Origin of the sequence: Agromyces humi, from assembly GCF_009720255.1 — a bacterium.
GTDB lineage: Bacteria > Actinomycetota > Actinomycetes > Actinomycetales > Microbacteriaceae > Agromyces > Agromyces humi.
Genome location: NZ_WJSP02000697.1, coordinates 1 through 859, shown reverse-complemented (window position 1 = coordinate 859; position 859 = coordinate 1). Strand labels below are relative to the sequence as shown.

The 859-nt window shown below is 75.0% G+C and carries 1 protein-coding gene; it reads right to left on the bottom strand.

Features of this window, described 5'->3' with window-relative positions; genetic code table 11:
* Positions 1–859, bottom strand: an 859-nt coding sequence (locus tag GH736_RS23605) for a glycoside hydrolase family 38 C-terminal domain-containing protein (RefSeq protein ID WP_203230944.1), incomplete at both ends; no start/stop codon positions are given.

The window sequence follows — 859 nt, the reverse complement described above, 5'->3', positions numbered from 1 at the left end:
CCTCGGGCTCAACGCGCAGGAGCTCGGCCCAGCGGGCTGCGCCGGCGTCCTGCCAGCCGCGGGCGGCAGGAAGCACCGCGAATTCCGTGCGGACCCGGGTGCCGAGGTACTGCGCGCCGGGCACCGGGAACTCCGCTCCCGCGGGCTCGTCGCGCAGGGGATGGATGTTCACGCTCATCATGCCGACGGCCCGCACGAGGGTCAGGGCGATGGCGTCGCCGCCCGACACGGGGTCGCCGACGATCTCGTACTCGGAGTGCTTGGTCACGAGCAGCGACGCGCGGCCGGCGTGCACGAAGCGCGCCACGGGATAGGTGGGCAGCGGGAACTCGGCCCATCCGCCCTCGCCGATGCGCCCGCGCTCGGTCACGGCGTACTGGCCGGCAGCGGCCGACCCCGGGAGGTCGGCGACGCCGGTCGGCACGAGCACGCGCAGCCGGTGGTCCGCGGCGTGATTCACGAAGTCCATGCCGACGCGGAGCATCGGCTCGCCGTCGCGCAGTTCGAGCACGGTGTCGACGTCGAGCTGCACGAGCGCCCCATCGCGCCGGTCGGGGTCGACGGCGTCGAGCCGGGCGGGCACCTCGTAGCGGCGGCGCACGAGGAGCCGGCCCCGCACGGGTCCCTCCTCGAGCACCCGCACCTCGACGGAGACCGGGTCGGTGACGGCGGTCGCCGGGTCGACGGGACCGTAGTTGTAGGAGTCGCCGCGATCGCCCTCGTCGACGAGCCGCAGCACGTCGGTGAGCACCGTGCCGTCGGCCGCCTCGATGCGCACCGCGCCGCGTTCGTCGACCGTGGCGGAGACGAGGCGGTTGGCGAGGCTCCGCTCCCCCACCACGACCGGCGCCGAGCCGAG